General features: G+C 61.0%; 13 protein-coding genes. 4 read left to right on the top strand and 9 right to left on the bottom strand.

Going from position 1 to position 17,729, the window contains the following annotated elements; translation table 11 throughout:
• Window positions 1-286 precede the first annotated feature (286 nt).
• Complete coding sequence (locus D5261_RS01590; protein WP_165864008.1) at window positions 287-1,996, bottom strand: PAS domain S-box protein; 1,710 nt, start codon at window positions 1,994-1,996, stop codon at window positions 287-289.
• A gap of 137 nt (window positions 1,997-2,133) precedes the next feature.
• Window positions 2,134-4,266, bottom strand: a complete 2,133-nt coding sequence (locus D5261_RS01585) for a sensor domain-containing diguanylate cyclase (protein ID WP_165864007.1) — start codon at window positions 4,264-4,266, stop codon at window positions 2,134-2,136.
• 277 nt (window positions 4,267-4,543) lie between these two features.
• On the opposite strand from D5261_RS01585, the gene D5261_RS01580 reads away from it, so the two are divergent.
• From D5261_RS01580 to D5261_RS01565, 4 genes are all read left to right on the top strand, one after another.
• A complete protein-coding gene (locus D5261_RS01580) occupies window positions 4,544-6,841 on the top strand; it encodes a GH92 family glycosyl hydrolase (RefSeq protein ID WP_165864006.1) in 2,298 nt (765 codons plus the stop codon).
• A gap of 103 nt (window positions 6,842-6,944) precedes the next feature.
• A complete protein-coding gene (locus D5261_RS01575; RefSeq protein WP_165864005.1) occupies window positions 6,945-9,188 on the top strand; it encodes a glycoside hydrolase family 2 protein in 2,244 nt (747 codons plus the stop codon).
• A 189-nt stretch (window positions 9,189-9,377) separates the two neighbouring features.
• Window positions 9,378-10,154, top strand: coding sequence for a DUF1559 family PulG-like putative transporter (locus D5261_RS01570; RefSeq protein WP_119320201.1), 777 nt, complete (start codon window positions 9,378-9,380; stop codon window positions 10,152-10,154).
• A gap of 49 nt (window positions 10,155-10,203) precedes the next feature.
• Window positions 10,204-12,459 carry an RICIN domain-containing protein gene (locus D5261_RS01565; protein WP_119320200.1) on the top strand — a complete coding sequence of 752 codons (2,256 nt, stop codon included), beginning with the start codon at window positions 10,204-10,206 and terminating at the stop codon, window positions 12,457-12,459.
• A gap of 41 nt (window positions 12,460-12,500) precedes the next feature.
• Here the strand turns inward: D5261_RS01565 and D5261_RS01560 are convergent, their stop codons facing one another.
• From D5261_RS01560 to D5261_RS01530, 7 genes are all read right to left on the bottom strand, one after another.
• Window positions 12,501-13,361 (bottom strand): helix-turn-helix domain-containing protein, encoded by an 861-nt coding sequence (locus tag D5261_RS01560; RefSeq protein ID WP_165864004.1) that lies wholly within the window; start codon window positions 13,359-13,361, stop codon window positions 12,501-12,503.
• A 151-nt stretch (window positions 13,362-13,512) separates the two neighbouring features.
• The gene (locus D5261_RS01555; RefSeq protein WP_119320198.1) at window positions 13,513-14,271 is read right to left on the bottom strand and encodes a metallophosphoesterase family protein; all 759 of its coding nucleotides are present in this window, start codon (window positions 14,269-14,271) and stop codon (window positions 13,513-13,515) included.
• Window positions 14,268-15,047: an MIP/aquaporin family protein gene (locus tag D5261_RS01550; RefSeq protein ID WP_125205851.1), complete on the bottom strand. Its 780-nt coding sequence runs from the start codon at window positions 15,045-15,047 to the stop codon at window positions 14,268-14,270. Before D5261_RS01550 ends, D5261_RS01555 begins: the two co-directional genes overlap by 4 nt.
• A 14-nt stretch (window positions 15,048-15,061) precedes the next feature.
• Window positions 15,062-15,982 carry an arsenite methyltransferase gene (gene arsM, locus D5261_RS01545; protein ID WP_119320196.1) on the bottom strand — a complete coding sequence of 307 codons (921 nt, stop codon included), beginning with the start codon at window positions 15,980-15,982 and terminating at the stop codon, window positions 15,062-15,064.
• An 86-nt stretch (window positions 15,983-16,068) separates the two neighbouring features.
• Complete coding sequence (locus D5261_RS01540; RefSeq protein ID WP_119320195.1) at window positions 16,069-16,434, bottom strand: ArsR/SmtB family transcription factor; 366 nt, start codon at window positions 16,432-16,434, stop codon at window positions 16,069-16,071.
• A gap of 109 nt (window positions 16,435-16,543) precedes the next feature.
• Window positions 16,544-17,119 (bottom strand): VIT1/CCC1 transporter family protein, encoded by a 576-nt coding sequence (locus D5261_RS01535; RefSeq protein ID WP_218025519.1) that lies wholly within the window; start codon window positions 17,117-17,119, stop codon window positions 16,544-16,546.
• Between the two features lie 107 nt (window positions 17,120-17,226).
• The gene (locus D5261_RS01530; RefSeq protein WP_119320194.1) at window positions 17,227-17,706 is read right to left on the bottom strand and encodes a Fur family transcriptional regulator; all 480 of its coding nucleotides are present in this window, start codon (window positions 17,704-17,706) and stop codon (window positions 17,227-17,229) included.
• Window positions 17,707-17,729 lie beyond the last annotated feature (23 nt).

Below are 17,729 nucleotides of genomic sequence, written 5' to 3'. Positions count from 1 at the left end.
AAGCGTGGGCGCGGCGGCGTCTTGTCGCCGTCACCCCTGCGCAGAAGGGGCTTAGGAACGACGGGAGCGCCGCGCGACCGCGCTGTGCGCGCCGCGACGACCGGGGGTACTGTGACTGTGATCGCTGGACATAATGTGTTGTTGTGGCTTCGTTCGCCGGATCCGCGCTCGATTGCGCGGGCGCCGGAAACGCCGCCCGAATATTGTAACACAATTATCGCGCGTTCACGTCGCGTGATCGGGCGATTTCACGAGGAATTCGACGCGCAAGCGGATTTTCGTACTGTTAGAGGGTCAGCCAGCGGGGAATAGGGCGTTCCGCGTACTGCTCAAGGACAACGGTGGTGCCGCCGGGGCCGGTCAGAAGATACAATCGATCGATGGTTTCGAGCATCATTTTGAGTCCATGCCCGAGCGTCGCCTTCGTGCTGAAGCCGCGTGAAAGCGTCGCCTGCGGAAGATCCTCCAGCGCGATTCCCGTTCCATGGTCCATCACGCGGATCTGAATGGCGCCGTCGGCGCCCACACCGATCCCGGCCGACCCGCCGCCGGCGTGCACCACGGCGTTCATGCCCGCCTCGCTCGCCGCCGTCATCAAGTCGTATTGCCGCTCGGACACGCGGCCGGCGGCGCGCGCCGCCTCCAGCGAGATCGCGCGCAGCTCCCGCAGTCCGTCGTCGGCGGTCAGAACGATCGTCTCGCCAACCGGCGTGAGCGGCGCCGGCAGCTGTGTCTCATTGTCCAGAAGATGCAGCTTGCCTTCGGTGACACTGACTAAGACGTCGCGCAGGAGCGTCTTCTGACGCGCCACCGCAGCTTCCAGCGCCGCCTCCGCCTGCTTCCGGTCTGAGATATCGCGTACGAACGCCGTGAAGAGCGAACGGCCTTCGAGGTTGATGGGGAGCGCGGTTAGCTCGGCGGCGAACTCCGTTCCATCCCGGCGCAGCGCCGGGACTTCGATTCGCTGGAACAGCGCCGGCCCTTCGCCCGTTTTTAGATATTTCTCGATGCCGCGCTCATGCGCGCCGCGCAGGCGCTCCGGGATAATGAGGGACGAAAGGGGCTGCCCAAGCGCTTCATTCCGAGACCAGCCAAAAGTCTGTTCGGCGGCGGGATTCCACTCCACCACTAATTCCTGCTGATCGATCGTGATAATGGCGTCCAGCGCCGCGTCCAGAATCGCGTCCTTGCGCGCCTGTGTCTCACGCAGGATCTCCGAATTGCGGATTCGGCTGGTGACGTCCCGGCAGGCGTTGATCGCTCCGATCAACACGCCGTCTTCGTCCAATAGCGCCGCGATAGTCGTTTCCGAATGGCGGACCGACCCGTCTTTGTGGATCAGCGGCACGTTGCCCGACCAGCGCCCATCGCGTTCGAGACCGGCAAGAATGTCCGCCACGAGGACATCGCTTCCGACGGGATGGTGCAGCAAATCGGTCGTCAGCCCCACGGATTCCTCGCGCGAATATCCGATCAGATGGATAAAAGCTTCGTTGACGTGAAGGATCCGTCCGGCGAGATCGGTGATCAGCAGCGCGTCGGATGTGTTCTCGAAAGCGAGGGCCTGCTGCTTGATCTTCGTCTCCGCAAGGATCTGGTCGGTGATATCGCGGATCGTCACGGCGACTCCGATGACGCTTTCGGAAGAGGTGACGGGATAGTATGAGGCGAGCACATGACGGCGGGTATCCATCATCGGTTCGGAGATCGGAGCGAGGCGCGCGTCCAGCGTCGCCTCGCCAGCCAGCGCTTTGTCCAGTATGGCCTTGCGCCTGGGCCACTGATCCACATGGATGACGTCCATCGCGGAGCGCCCGAGAAACGCGTCCGCCGGCCGATCCTGGATCGCGCACATCTGGTCGCTGACGCGGATGAAGCGCAGGTCGCGATCGAGGAATGCGAATCCTGTCGAGTCGTGCGCAAGCAGCGTCTCCAGATAATCCAAAGACGCCTCCAGCCCGATCTGTTCATTGATAGGGAACGTCTGAAACCGCACGTGTCTTTCGCTCCGTCGCTCTCGTAAGATACGCCACATTGCGTCAGCGCACAGCATAATGTATCGCTATTATAACCGAAGACTCGACTGCGTTGGGAGACTTTGAGCGCTATTCTCGCCGCAAGGCTCTCAATCTCCTATCCAGAGTACATTGTGACACAGTTTCTTCCCGCTTGTTTGGACTTGTAGAGCGCCTTGTCGGCCTGAGTCACCAGGTCGCCCTCCCCGGCGTTTCCCGCGTTCACCGTGGAAACCCCGACGCTGACCGTGACCTGCCGCTTGCTCCAGGCGGCGCGCTCGAACGCCCCGCGTATCCGTTCGGCGATGGCGGCCGCGCCGCGCCCGTCGGTTTGCGGAAGGAGCAGCACGAACTCCTCTCCGCCGTAACGCGCGATGAAGTCGTCCGCGCGGGCGTTCTCCAGCAAAATCCGGGAGGCCAGCCGCAGGACTTCATCGCCCTCGGGGTGTCCATAGGTATCGTTGAACTGCTTGAAATGGTCCACATCCAGCATCACCACGGAGGTCGGCTGGTCGTAACGCGCCGCAAGATGCATCTCGTCGGTCAGACGCTCCTGGAAGGCGCGGTGATTCTTCAGGCCGGTCAGACCATCCGTCGTCGCCAGCAGCGACAGAGCGATGTTCGCGCTTTCCAGTTGTTTTTTCTGAAACTCGAGAACGATGGCGTAGTCCTTGATCTGCTGCTCCGCCTGCTTGCGTTCGGTGAGGTCGTGCCAAACGACAAGCATGACTGGGCGATCGCGCAGAGTGACGGGCGTCAGGGTCACCTCCACGGGAAACTCTTCGCCATCCATTTTCCGATGGATCCACTCAAAGCGATGGTATCCGTTTTCCCACGCCAGGCGGTCCATCTCCAGGCATTTCCGATCCGAACGCTGCCCATCGGGCTGGAGCTTGGGGGAAAGCACCGCCGGATGCAGCGCGAGCAGCTCGTTTTTATTCGTGCATCGGAGCATCGCGATCGCCGCGTTGTTGCAGTCGATTACCCCGGTCTCGTCAAAGAGCAGATGCGCGTCGGACGAATACTCAAACAGCACCCGAAACCGCTCTTCCGAAAGAACGCGCTCCGTGATATCCGTGAGCGTGCCGGTCAGTCGCACGACTTTCCCTGTGTCGTCTTTCACGACGACGCCGACCGCGTGAAACCACTGCGGCGGCCGGCCCGTGGGGGCGCGCCGCAGATCGATTTCGTAGCCTTCGCCATGTTTGATCGCGCGATTCGTCCATTCGACGACTTGGGCGGCGTCATCGGGATGGATCAGTGCGAGAAAGGCGTTGTAATTCGGCTCTCGAGATGCGGGATCGAATTCGAAAAGCCGAAATAGCTCCTCCGACCATGAAATTCCGCCCGTCGCCACGTCGTATTCCCAGCTTCCCATTTTGGCGACGCGCTGCGCTTCCGTCAGCCGCGCTTCGCTTCGCCGCAAGGCGTCTTCGGCTTCCTTGCGCGCGCTGATATCCTGGACCGCGGTCACGCGGGCGTAGCCGCCCTTCCATAGGATCTGACGCCCGCGAAGCTCGGCATGGAATGTGGAGCCGTCTTTGCGCTGGCAAAGCGCCTCGTAAACCTGTTCGTTGCCTTCGTTGTGCTTTTGTGAGATGAGCTTCTTCGCTTCGGACGCGGCGAAGTCACTGGCGATCTTCCCGATGACTTCCTCCAGGCCGTCATAACCAAACAGGGCGATAAAGGCGGCGTTGGCGTCGGCGATGCAGCCGTTCTGGCTGACGGCGATCCCCTCGAACGCGGCGTCGCTGAGGCGGCGCAGACGGACCTCGCTTTCGGCGAGCGCCTCCTCGGCGCGCTTGTTTTGCGTGATATCGCGGCTGACGGCGCAGACGCCGACCGCCACGCCGCCCGTATTGTAGATCGCCGAAAGGGTCAGCGAGGCATGGAAGAGTTTTCCGCTCTTATGCCGGCGCGCCACTTCCAGGTTCTCGATCGGACCATTTCTCACCACAGATTGCGCCAGGCCACCCTCGAAGGGATCGTCGCCTTCGGGCAGGAGAATGGTCTGCGGCTGCCCGATCATCTCGGCGGCGGAATAGCCGTAGAGGCGCTCTGCGGCGGCGTTCCAGCTGGTGATCATGCCGTCCAAGTCGCAGCTGCTGATGGCGACGCTGGCGGCGGCGGCGAGGGCGGCGGCGCGCGCGGCGTCATCCATGGCCGATCGCCGTTTCTTGCCCACGATATAGTGAGACTTGCGGATATGGGAAGGGGCGGCGGCGAGCGTTAGTTTTTCCAATGCACTCATATCGAACGGGGCCATCTTTGAGATCGAGCAAATTCTTCGCGACGGTATGGCGTATGGCTGGGGGTCTCCTCGGAGTCCGGCGCATTCTCGTCTTAGGAATATTTTCGGCAGGACGGTTGGGATTCTCCAACGAAACTCCATATGGCGCACTACGATTATTCCACAATTGGCTTCGCCTCTCGCCTCATTTCATAAAATATGCTTGACGCATTTGGCGCTTTCCTGTATGATGGAAAAACTTAGTTTTATTGTTGAAAAGCAAGGAGCGATTACGGATTTGTCGATCAAAATGCTGGCGCTGCTGTTCTTTGGCGGCGTCTTGCTGGGCGCTCCCTGTGCGGGCGCGGCGCCGGAGCGCGATTTCGCGCGATGGGTCGATCCCTTTATCGGGACGAGCGGCGCCGGAGCGACTTATCCCGGCGCGCAGGCGCCGTTCGGGATGATCTCGCCTGGTCCCAGTACGGCCTTTCACGATTACGGCGGCGGCGAGTCGCGCTCCGGCTACCAGTACGAAGGCAAGCATATCGTCAGCTTCGCGCTGACTCACGTCAGCGGCGTTGGCCTGCACGCCGCCCAGGACCTGCCGTTCACGGTCTGCACGGGGGATCTGAACGCATCGCCCCTCGGCCATCGAGAGGCTTATCAGTCGGCGTTCGCCAGCGAGCGCCAGCGTGCGTCTCCGGGCTTCTTTCAAGTTCCGCTGGAGACATACGGAGCCGTAGTCTCCATCGCGTCGGCAGCGCGCTCCTCCATCGTCCAGGTGGACTATCCCGTAACCTCCAAGGCGAACCTCCTCTTTTGCCCGTCCAGCTGCGGCACGGCCATCTCCGATTCGCATCTCACGATCGATCCGAACGGGCGCGAAATCTCGGGATGGGCGGCGGGCTGCGACTTCGGCGACGCACCCTTCCATCTGAAATCCCATCCCTACCGGGTGTACTTCGCCGCGCGGTTCGATACGCCGATGGCCGCTTATGGCGTTTGGACCGGCGATCGGAGACGCGACGGGGCGGCGCAAGCGGGCGGGGCGGACGGCGCGGCTTACGTTCAGTTCAACTGCGCCTCTCGCCGCCGCGTCCAGATGCGCGTTGCGATTTCTTACGTCAGCGTCGAAAACGCCCGCGCCAACCTGCGCCGGGAGATTCCGAATTGGGATTTTGACGGCGTCCGCGCGGCGGCGCGCCGCGCATGGAACGCGCTTTTAGGGCGTATGCGTGTGGAGGGCGGGGCGCCGCACGCGTATCGTTCGTTTTACACCGCGCTCTATCATAACGCGCTTCAGCCGAACATCTTTGATGATGTGAATGGCGAGTACATTGGGTTTGACCGAAAGACGCACCGGGTGAAGCCCGGTCATCATCTCTACGCGACGTTTTCGCTGTGGGACACCTATCGCAGCACCGCCGCGCTGCAAACGCTGCTCGCGCCGGGCCGCGCGTCGGACATGGCGCAGTCGCTCCTGCTGGCGTCGGTCCAGGCGCCCGGCGGGGGGCTGCCGACTTGGCCGCTCAACAACAACGATACCGGCTGCATGGGCTGCTATTGCGCCGATCCGTTTATCGCGAATGTCTATGCGTACGGCGGCCGGGCATTCGATCTCGGCCTCGCCAAAGAACGCATGATCCTGACCGCGACACATCAGATGCGCTGCGGCGACGGCGGCGCGTGGTGGGGCGTTGACGACTATATGAAGCTTGGCTGGACGCCGCGCGGCGCCTCGGAGACACTGGAGCTGGCGATCTCGGATTTCGCCATCGCTCGCATCTGCCTGGCGGCGGGAGATCGCGCCAATTATCGCAAGTTTCTGGCGCGGTCGCAGAACAGTTTCCATGTGTTCAATCCGAAGGTCGGCTACGCGCAGAGCCGATTGGCCGACGGGAGCTGGGACGGAGAGTTTCGCCCGAATACCCAGCGCGGTTTCACGGAAGGCTGCTCGGCGCAGTACACCTGGCTGACGCCGCACAACTATGCCCGCCTGATCGCGCTGATGGGCGGCCCGGCGGCGACGCGAGCGCGTCTGGACCAGTTCTTCAATCCGATCGTGATCGAAGGCTGGGCGACGGGCGCGCCGCACTACTGGCTTGGCAACGAGCCGACGATGCAGGCGCCCTACCTTTACAACTGGATCGGCGCGCCCTGGAAGGCGCAGGCGATTGTCGGCAAGTTCATGGCGCAGTTCCGAGATATCCCCAACGGCTACGTCGGAAACGACGACGTGGGAACCATGTCCGCCCTCTACGCCTTCTCCGCGCTCGGTCTCAACCCCGCCATTCCGGGCGTCGGCGGCTTCACCCTCTCCGCGCCAATATTCGCCCGCGCCGACATCGACCTGCCAGGCGGAAAGACATTACGGATCCACGCCAAAGGCGCGGGCGCATACATCCAATCGCTGCGTCTCAACGGCAAACCTTACGACAGCCCCTGGCTTGGAATGGACAAGGCTCTCGTCGGCAAGGGCGCGCGCCTGGATTATGTCGTGTCGGGAACGCCGAACAAAGTGTGGGGAACAAAAACGGCGGACGCCCCGCCGTCGTTCTCGGGACCGTCAGGGCCGCCTTTCGATCAAAAACCATAAGCTTATGAGCATGTGGTTGCTTCCCGCGAAAAACTTCGGCGTGTTATACTGGTGGCTCAAGAAATACTCTTGATCCTCCCTATCCATGATCGGCTGCAAATCCATGAAACAAACAACACAATTTTTCTTCGCCCTCGCCGGCGTGTTCGCCCTGATCGGGTGCAGGCATGGCGTGGACACGCCGGCGGCGGCGCAGGTTTCGGGCGGCAAGATGCCGACGCGGTGGGATAAAGATGTCTCCGCGACCAGTCCGCTGCCGGAATATCCAAGGCCGCAGATGCTGCGAGGAAAATGGCTCAGTCTGAACGGCCCCTGGGATTATGCGCTGAGCGCCCAGGATGCGAGCGCGCCGCCGGCGGCGTACGCGGGCAAGATCCTCGTGCCGTATCCCTATGAATCGGCGCTCTCCGGCGTCGGCAAAACCACGCCGTCCGGTCATCGCCTCTGGTATCGACGGTCGTTTGTGGTTCCCAGCGATTGGCGGGAGCAGCGAGTCCTGCTGCACTTCGGCGCCGTCAACTGGGACAGTATGGTATCGGTCAATGGCAGGAATATGATGGCGCACAAAGGCGGCTTCGATCCGTTTGAGATCGATATCACGGGGGCGATCCGGCCGGGACAAAATGAAATCGTCGTGTCCGCCTGGAATCCCGTGATCGCCAACAAGCCGAACGCACAGGTCATCGGCAAGCAGCGCTTGAATCCGGGCGGCATCTTTTATACGGCGGCGACCGGGATCTGGCAAACCGTCTGGCTGGAGCCGGTCGCCGTCGCCGCCCACATCACGCGCCTCAAGATCACGCCGGATCTCGACGCTAAGATGATCCGCCTGAATGTCGAGGCCGTCGGCGCGGGCGTCCGCGCCAAAGTGACGCTCATGGACGGTGCGACGCCGCTCTTGATTTCGGTGGGAGACGTCGGCAAGGATTTGCCCCTGACGCTGTCGTCACCGCATGTATGGACGCCCGACGATCCCCATCTTTACAGTCTCAAAATCTCGCTCACTCAGGGCGGTAAAGCCGTCGATACGGTCTACAGCTACGCCGCCCTCCGGAAGATCTCACTCGGAAAAGACACGCAGGGCCGCCAGCGGATCTTCCTCAATAACAAATTCGTCTTTGAAGTCGGCGCGCTGGACCAGGGTTACTGGCCGGACGGGATCTACACGGCGCCAACGGACGCCGCGCTGAAGTCCGATATCGAAGCGGCGAAAGGCTTCGGATTTAACCTTCTGCGCAAGCACGCCAAAGTCGAGCCCGACCGTTGGTACTACTGGGCGGACAGGCTCGGCGTGCTCGTCTGGCAGGATATGCCGCAGGCGTTCGGCGATCTGGACGAGCCGACCAAGAAGCAATGGATGACCGAGTGGGAGCGCGAGATTGCTTCGCTCTATAGCCACCCCTCGATTGTCGTCTGGACCACGTTCAATGAAGGATGGGGGCAGCATGACACCGAGGCCGTCGTCGCCGCGACGCGCGTTCTGGACCCCACACGCCTGATCAATAACGCGAGCGGCTGGACCGACAAGAAGTGCGGCGATATTCTGGACACGCACGCCTATCCCGGCCCGTGGTCCGAGAAGCCCGAGGCGACGCGCGCCGCCGTGAACGGTGAGTTCGGCGGCGTGACGATGAGCGTGGACGGTCACCGCTGGAACAATGACGTCATGGGGTACGGCTCCGTCCTCGGCTCGGGCTGGCTGGTGACGAAACGCTATCAGGATCTGCTCAAGACCGCCTATCAGCTCAAAGAGGACCGCGGAACGAGCGCCGTCGTCTATACTCAACTCACGGACGTTGAGCAGGAGATCAACGGCCTGATGACTTACGATCGGGCGATCGTAAAGCCTGACGCCAAAATCGTCGCGGCGGCGAACAAAGGCGAGTTTCTCGCGCTTCCGCCCGATCCCAACCCGCCGCTGGTTCCCACGTCACAGGGCGAAGGACAAGAGTATCGTTATACGACGGACCAACCCGCCGGCGATTGGGCCGGCCTCGCCTTCGACGTCTCCTCCTGGAAAACCGGCAAAGGCGTGCTTGGTCATAATATCAACGACGCCCGTACCGAGTGGACGACGGCGGATATCTGGGCGCGCCGGGAAGTGACGCTGCCGACCGCAATTCCCGCGAAGCTTGTCATCCTCGCCGTGCACGATGAAGACGCCGAAATCTACGTCAACGGCGTCCTCGCCGCCTCCGTCAAAGGATACTCGGGGGATTACGCCAAACTGCCGATGTCCGACGCTGCCCGCGCCGCGCTCAAGCCCGGCAAAAACGTCCTCGCCGTTCACTGCCACAACACGACCGGCGGCCAGGGGATCGATGTCGGGATCGAAGCCGTAAAATAGCGCCGCTGCGGCAAATGCCGCCGGAACTCGTTTCATCCCTCGCGGAAACCGCAAGGGATGAAACGATCATTTTTCGTATGTTTGTGAGCGTATCATAACTTCCCTTCCGCCGTGCAAATGTTATAATTGTGACAGTTGCTCGATCGGACGCTATTGCCCCATTCTTATCGATCAATTAGGAGTCAAGCCATGCATCCATTTCATTCTCAGCGCGAGCGGCAGGGATTTACTCTCATTGAACTATTAGTTGTAATTGTAATAATTGCAATTCTTGCGGCGATTCTCTTCCCAGTCTTCGCCAAGGCGCGGGAAAAGGCGCGGCAAATCAGCTGCGAGTCCAATCTCAAACAGATCGGTCTGGCGGAGATGCAGTACAACCAGGACAACGACGAAGTCTACAGCGGGGCGTATAAATACGACGCCACGAACACGGGTCGCATTCTTTGGATGGAACTGCTTTACCCGTACACTAAGAGCGCGGCGGTCTACCTTTGCCCCGATCAGACCGACCATATCCGTCCGAACGAGTACGGCAACAACTGGGCGTTCTCCGGAACGGTCGACAATCAGGACGCGCCGAATACCGATTACGCCTATAACTGCATCGTCGCCGCTAACAACGTGGCGGTCGGCGTCCCAACCGCCTGGGACGCCTCAGGGATTCCGGACGCTATTGTGGAAAGTCCGGCGAGTACGATCGAGGTCGTGGACGCCAAAAATGGAGACTGGAACACTGGCACCTCCGGCTGGGCGAATCTCTTCAGCGCCCACTTCACGGATTACAGCGGGTCGTTCGCCGGCACAACCTGGGACGGTCATCCGAACCCTGGCGCGCCGGCTCTGCGCCACACGGACTCCGCTAACTTTCTGTACTACGATGGTCACGTCAAAAGCTCCAAGTCGAGCCTGGACAGAAATGGGAACCCCTGCAACTGGTTCCTGACCAAGCCCGACGTTTGTAAGTGATTGTAATCACTTGATCGTCTTGCTGGGTTCGTAATTCAAAGGAGAAGAGATGCGGACAAAATCGAATTGGATCGGAGGCGCGGCGGTGCTGCTTGCCTTGATCGCTTTACCGGCGGCGCGCGCGGTCGCCCAGGACTTCAACCCCGCGCCCACCACGCGCAAATTCCCTTATGTGGGAGGCGACTATGGATGGCAGGAGCGTTTTGAGCGCATCCCTTCGCGCCAATTTCTGGATTTTAATGGTCAGCCGACGGACGCTGTGCGGCTGATGGGGAATTGCGGCCTCAATGCCGTCCGAGTCTTTGTCAGCTACGGGCAAGCCTTCACGACGCCCAGTGTCGATAACACCAATGTCAACCAGCGGGAGAGGTCTTATGGGCTTGACTATGGCGGCGTGGATTTGCAGGTGGACGCCGCGCGGCGCGCCCGGGCGAACGGACAGAAGGTTATTCTGACCATCACGCTCGGACAATCCAAAGATGTCGCGGGAAATGAGGGACAGTTTATTCCCGACTCCTGGCTGAACGATACCTACACGCAGACGCTGACCGCGATCGATACGGCGGTGCGCCAGATGCTCGATCCGTTTCTGTACGCCGGAATACAGCCGGATATCATCATCATTGGAAATGAAGATGAAGCCGGTCAGCTGTTTGAAGTCGTCGGGCCGAATAATACCGAAGCGGAGCGCGATCAGGCGAACACCAACCCTTACGACAACACGGCCACCGGGATCTATCGCATCTGGCCGAAATGTACGGGATACTGGAAGCAGGAGATTTTGTCCGCCAAGGACGAAATCACGAAAGCCGGTTATGATAACTCGACGACGCGCTTCAGCGTTCACACGACCAGCAATGGGTGGCGGGCGCGGGGGCTGTTCGACGAGATCTTCAACAACGCGCACGCCGACGCCGAGCAGACTTATTACGATCCTGTGACCAGCGCCAAGGGCAGCGCCATGACGATCATTCCCGATAATATCCGCAACACCAACCTGCGCGACATTCTGGATATTCTCGGCTTCTCGTACTATCCCACAACGCCGACCGATGGCGCGCAGGCGAACTACGACGCGCAACTCAATGGAAGCAACGGCGGCATGGACTTCACGGATGATATGGCGTACTTCAACACTATCATCCCGAACTATGGCCGCTACGCCAGCGGTCCGTTCCAGGGGCAGTACAAGAAGCAGGCGCTCGTGGTGGAGTACGCCACGGCGGGCGGAGGAAGCGCGGCGTTCAGCCTTTCCCGGCAGAATGCTTTCACGACCTATTTCTTCAACAAGTGCGCGCAGTATGAATGGATGGACGGGGCGATGTGGTGGGAGCCGACCTACGCGAACAGCAACTTCCTCGGCGGCTTTGGCTCGCTGTTCCGCGTGGGAGCCTTCAACGCCACGCTGAATGAATACCCGACCTTCAGCCCCATCTCCACGCTCAAGACCTGGGGATCGTTCGCGGCGTCGGACCCGAAATCCCAGTATCTGCTGACCAATCGCGGCGGCGGCTCCATTTTAGACGTCTATCAGCATTCTTCCTATGGGGGAGCCTGGACACAGATGGCCGGCGCGACATCCACTCCGACTTTGAGCCCACTCTGGCAAATTCTGTCCAATGCAGACGGTACATTCCGTGTGGTGAACGGCAATACCGGCCAGGCGCTGAAATCATGGTCGTCCACGGCGGCCGATCATATCACGCCGTGGACGCTCGATAATCCGATTGGGACCAATGAAGAGTGGAGCCTGACGCCGACCGGCGACGGCTATCAGTTCTTCGCCAGCGCCTCCAGCGGTCAGGCGCTGGATGTCGCCGGTGGCTGGGGCGTGCAAAATCCAAAGAACGCCGCGAGCCAGACCCAGCAATGGCAAGTGACGCCGATTCCAAAGTTCCGCCTTGTGAACCGCGCTGGCGGGATTATGGATGTCTACCAGCAGTCGAAGTGGGGTGGGTCGTGGGGGCAGATCGCGGCGGCGGATAACGTGAGCTTCAGCGTGAGCCAGGAGTGGCGTCTGATCAGCGACGACAACGGTTATTACCGTATCGTCAACGCCAATACTGGATATGTCCTGCAAACGGGAACTTCCACTGTCGGCGATCCCGCTTATCAGTGGCCCGCCGCCAGCCCTATTACGACCAATCAGGAATGGAGTGAGACCGTTTTGACCGGCGGCTATGTCCATTTTGTCAATCGGAACACGGGATTGGCGCTTGACGTCAACACGCAGGGCTTCACCGTCCAGAATACTGTGAGCGCATCCAGTCAGACTCAGCAGTGGACGGTTGCGGCGGCGCCGTAGTTGTCCACTGATCGGTCGTCTCCATTCCTGGACGGCGATTCTTATCCCGCCGCGTCGATCGTCCGCGCCACGGCTTCATTGCCGTGCGCGCGGCGCCGGAACTCGCGCGGCGGGACGCCCACGATCTGCTTGAATCGCTGTGAGAAGTGAAACTCGTTGCAGAAACCGCAGCGCTCGGCGATCTCTTTATTAGTGATATGAGATTCCGACATCCATTGGCAGGCTCGCTCGATGAGCATCGTCATATGGTACCGGCCCGGGGAGATATGGGAAAGCGCGGTGAATTTTCGCCGGAAGCTGGAGTACGACATGTTCATCTCCGTGGCGATGCCGACCAGATCCAGATCCTCCGCGCGCTCGACGGAGGTCAGCAGCTTCTTCGCCATCCCCAGCCACTCGCGATCCTCCACATTGGATTGCCAGGACTGATCGGACGGCAGCATATCCGCAAGCAACGCCTGCACCGCCGACACCAGCTGGATCTGATCCCGATTGCCTTCAAATAACCCCTCGAAGCGCCCTAGCCAGTAATCCAAAGGCTCCAGATGCAGAAGCATTTTGCTGTGGCTCAGCAACTTTGCGTCGCGCCACAGATCGAAGATTGGGCCGCCGAATGTCACCCACACTTCACTGAACTGGCGCCCGGGCGCCGGCTCCATTCGATTGCGGCTCCCCGGCGCGCAAAACAGCAAGTCGCCGGACTCAAGAAACAACTCCAGGCCGTCCGGATCGGTGTAGCGGCAGCGGCCTTCCAGGATGTAGGACATCGCGTAAAGGTCCAGTGTGCGCATCCCCTCAAAATTCCAATGGCTGTCTTGGTAAATGCACGACCACTCGACAAAGCCAATGGGCGATTTCGCGGAGGTGTAATGAAGCTGGCGTGTCTCGATATTCAGATCCATAACGCGCGTTCCGTGAGCATTCCATGAATGCCGTGGCAAATGACTATCAAAGAATGGCTGTGATACGAAGGCATAATCCATATTATACCAGGCTCACGCCGGGAGCTCGGGCGGAAAAACATGGAGCATTAGGAACCTATTCCTCAGAAGCTTATTCCGGAGGCGTGACGCTTCCCGCAAGGCGCAGATAATCGGCAAAGTATTCCGGCAGGCCCGCCGCGATCAGGCGCATGCAGGCGGCCTCTATGTCGTAAGCCAGACGGATCTGCTCGACGCTCACCTGATCGCCGTCGATCGTCAGCACGCAGTAACCGGCGCGGGGATCGCCGTCTTTGGGGCGGCCGACGCTGCCGGTGTTGACGAAGTGGACGCCGCTGACTTCGCGATGGAAGGGAACGTGCGTGTGGCCGAAGACGATGACGTCGGCCTGCGCGTCGTCGCGCCCGCCGACGGTGAATTTATTCAGATAAGCGTCCGAGCGGGTTTCGAAGAGATACTCGGTGGTGGAGGCGGGCGATCCGTGGCAAAGCAGCACGTCCAGATCGCCGACTTGGAGGCGAATCTGGCGGGGCAGTTCCCGGAGCCATGCTTTGTGCTCGCCGCTGGTGTGCTCGCGCGTCCAGAAGAACGAGACATCGCTCATTTTGATGTCGAAGGGCTGAATATAGTTGCAGCCGCAGCTTTCTCTTTCGAAGCCGACGCCTTCATCGTAGTTTCCCAGGATCGTCGGACAGCCCATCGACTGCACGATGTCCTGAACCTCGTTGGGCTGGGACGCGTAGCCGCCAAGGTCTCCCAGGCAGTAAACGCCGTCGTAACCGCCGCTCCGAATATAGTCCGCGACGACTTCCATCGCCGGAAGGTTCGCGTGAATGTCTGAAAATATCGCCAGCCGTTTTGCCATCGTCATATCCTTATCCGCGCGTCGCGCTCATCCTGTGCGTGTTTGTCCTCTTCCTGGATCTCATTTAAGGCGTCGTAGAGGTCGTTCGGAGCGCCCTGCGCGTGCTGCTCGCCTCCGCGCATGGCTTCGTAGAGCCGCGCGGCGATGACGGCGCCGATTGTGGGGCCGACGGCGTAAATCCAGTAGTGCGCCAGTGCGGGGCCATGGGAGAATAGCGCGGGGCCGAGGGAGCGCGCCGGGTTCATCGAGCCTCCCGTGAGCGGACCGCCGATCCAAACGTCAAAGACCACCGTCAGACCGATCGCGAGACCGGGAACGGCGCCGTTGGCGCGCTTGTCCGTGGCGACAGCGATGATCACCAGCATGAGAAAGAAGGTCAGAACGGCCTCAATCCCCACCGCCCGCGCCGGCGATCCCAGCGCGGGGATGTGGACGCCGTGTCCCGGACCAAAGAACGCCGCCGCCAGAGCCGCCGCCGTGATTCCCCCGCCGAACTCCGCGAGGAGATAGGGAGCGACATATCGCCAGGGGAATCTCCCCGCCGCCGCGAATCCCAGCGTCACGGCGGGGTTGAAATGCGCCGCCGAGATATGCCCGAGCGCATAGATCATGGCGAGGACGGCCAGACCCGAGACCCAGGCGGCCGCCGCGAGGCTGGAGTCGCCTCCCAGAAAATGCCCCGAAGCGGAGAGCGCCACCGGAGCGAAGACGATCCCGAACGTCCCGATAAACTCCGCCGCGCAGCGATGACCCATCCGATGTTTTGTCACAAAATCCGTCATTTCTTGATCGTTTTTTACTTGTCGCCGCCGCAGCAGCTCGGCCCGCAGCACGACGCCGTCTCCGGCTTGGAGGCGCGGATAAAGGCGCCCATGATCCGGCCGTCCAGCGCGGCCTTTTCGTCGGCGGGCAGGGCGGCGATATTGTCAGCGCTGCACGCCGATCCTTCCAGGTCGCGGAACAGATAGCGGCGCGTGGGCTCAACGCTCGCGTCCGTGAAGCCCGCCGCCTCCAGCCGCCGCAAATAATCGTTGACTTCGAGAGCGCCGGCGACGCATCCGACATACGATTCCATGTCGCCGCGCACCGCGTCCGGCAGGTCGCCTTCCACCACGACATCCGAGACGGCGAAGCGCCCGCCGGGCTTCAGCACCCGAAAGGCTTCGCTCAGGACCTGATCTTTGTCGGCCGACAGATTGATCACGCAGTTGGAGATAATGACGTTGACACTGGCGTCGGGAAGAGGAATGCTCTCGATGTGGCCTTTCACAAACGCCACGTTTTTGACGCCGGCTTCCGCTTTATTCTTCTCGGCGAGCGCGAGCATCTCATCCGTCATATCGAGACCGTAGGCGAAGCCGCTGGGGCCGACGCGTTTTGCGGAAAGCAGCACATCGATCCCCCCGCCGCTGCCCAGGTCCAGCACGATCTCGCCCGGCGACAGCTGCGCCAGCGCGGTGGGATTGCCGCAGCCCAGCGAGGCGAGCAGCGCCGCCTCCGGGATCTGGCTCGCCTCGGTCTGGTCGTAAAGGTCGCCCGTGATCGTGACACCGCCGCAGCAGGAATCCGAAGCGCCGCCGCCGGCGTTTCCGCCGCAGCACGCCGCGCCCTGGCCGTTCAGAACCGTGAGCGCCGCCTCGCCATATTTTTGCCGGACGAGATCCCGGACATCTTCCCGGTCCGTCAGCGGCGTCGAAATCGAAGTCGTATCGTTCATGGAATTTTCTCCTGGTAATACATTACACGAAATATCGAAGTGTAAGAGCCGTCTGCGCGCGGCGCAATCTGCGGCGCTCGCTCACATCAGCAGCATTGCGGCGCGGACGAGTCGGGCTTCGTGAGGAAGTACTGTCCCAGCAGATCGATGGCTTCGGGGCTGACGGCGCAGATCATATTCTTGCCCCTGCGCTCCATCGTGATCAGGCCCGCGAGGCGCAGCTCCTTGAGATGGAAGCTGATCGACGAGGTCACACGCTCATTGCCGGTGACATGACAGCAGATATCGCCTACGGTTGGTCCCGTGAGCGGGCGCACGTCTCCCGAATCTTCGACGGCGACGGGAGCGCCGCAGCCGCGCAGGAATTCAAAGATACGCAGGCGGGTCGGATCGCCGAGCGCTTTGAACATTGCCGAGAGATCGGGTTTTACGGTTTGCAGTGTGACGGTCATAATATGAACACTTCTCGTATTGTCGAAATGATTATGGCGCCGGTGTTTCCCGTTGTCAAGCGCCAATCGCGGCGCGGACGCACAAAAATCGCCCGCGCCGGCAAAATACTTAGCCCGCGCCGATCTTCCCTAGCCAGAGACCAATGGCGAAGACGATGCCGCCGCCGACGATGACCTGCATCACGGTCTGCGCCAGCGGGCTCTTCATGAAGTGGAAACGGATGTAGGCGATCACCAGAAGCTCGATCACGACCACGCCGTACGCCATATGCAGGGCCGTATTCAGTGATGGAATCAAGAAGGGCAGGGTGTGGAGCATGCCGCCCAGCGTGGTGGCCGCGCCCGTGATCGTTCCCCGCAGCAGCGGCGCGCCGCGTCCGGACACCTCGCCGTCGTCGGACAGCGCCTCGGACAGTCCCATGCTGATGCCCGCGCCGACCGAGGCGGCCAGTCCGACAAAGAACGCGCTGTGGGGAGAATGGGTCAGTCCCGCTGTCGCGAACAGCGGCGCGAGGGTGGAGACCGAGCCGTCCATCAGGCCAAGAAGCGCGGGTTGCACCTTCTGCAAAACGAACTCGTGGTTATCGGCGTTGTAATTGGCGGAAAGGCGCTTGGCGAAACTTTCCGGCTCCGCCTCAGCGTCGGCAGAGACGGCGACGGGATTGGTGATTGGGTCTTGAGACATATTTTCACTCCGTAATGGAAACCGTGATTCCAAAATCAATTTCTTAAATATTGAGTTGCTATAGATAATCATTATTATCAACAATCGAAAAGAAACGCGGCGGCCTGCTATTCTTCCTGCTGGCAGCGCGCGCAGAGTCCGTAGAATGTCACATCCTGCTCTTCGATCCGGTAGCCGGACGCCTTTGTCGCCTGCGATTGCAGCGTGTCCAGTCCGTCCAGATCCACATCGTCGATGCGCCCGCAGCGCTTGCAGACGGCGTGAGGATGCGGATCGGGATGGAGGCCATCGTAATGCCGGCTGTCGTCACGTGTGTCCAGCTCCATGACTTCTCCCAGTTCCTTGAGCGTGTCCAGAGTCTTATAGACCGTGGCGAGCGTGGTGGTCGGGCTGACGGAGCGCACTCGATCCCAGATCTCCTCGGCGGTCGGGTGAGTCTCGGTGGTCAAAAGGGCGCGCAGGATATTGATCCGCTGCGGCGTCGTCCGATGCCCGCTGTCGCTGAGTTTCTGCTGAAGCGTCGCCACCCGGTCTTCCAGGGCCTCGGGAGAGAGCGCTGTGGCAAGGTTGTCCATCTGTGTTTTCATGGCGGTTCGTTCCCAATTCTCCC

It is taken from the genome of Capsulimonas corticalis, from assembly GCF_003574315.2.
Lineage (GTDB): Bacteria > Armatimonadota > Armatimonadia > Armatimonadales > Capsulimonadaceae > Capsulimonas > Capsulimonas corticalis.
The sequence above is the reverse complement of the archived record's forward strand: the minus strand, read 5'-3'. Positions and strand labels throughout refer to the sequence as shown.